This window comes from Priestia sp. SIMBA_032, from assembly GCF_046535215.1.
GTDB lineage: Bacteria > Bacillota > Bacilli > Bacillales > Bacillaceae_H > Priestia > Priestia aryabhattai.
Genome location: NZ_JAWRXD010001202.1, coordinates 1 through 251, shown reverse-complemented (window position 1 = coordinate 251; position 251 = coordinate 1). Strand labels below are relative to the sequence as shown.

Below are 251 nucleotides of genomic sequence, written 5' to 3'. Positions count from 1 at the left end.
CCACCGCTGCGACCACATCGGCCTCGCCGACCGAAACCGACTCGACCGGCACCGTCACCGCGGTGGCCGGGGTGATGACCTGGACCGGCTGCCCGTCGATCTCCGGGTAGACGGTGCGCAGAACCTCATGCCGCACAGCGACATCGGCCAGGGCCTGCGCCAGAACTCTTTCGTCGACCGGATCGGGGTGACTCCAGAACACCGGCACGTTGTAGGTGGGATCGGCGCCGCCGACGGCGTACATCGTCCAC

Annotated in this window: 1 protein-coding gene; it reads right to left on the bottom strand. The window is 68.5% G+C overall.

The window, feature by feature from the left end; genetic code table 11:
• The coding region (locus SB717_RS38125) for a condensation domain-containing protein (RefSeq protein WP_410908384.1) at positions 1–251 on the bottom strand (251 nt) is incomplete at both ends.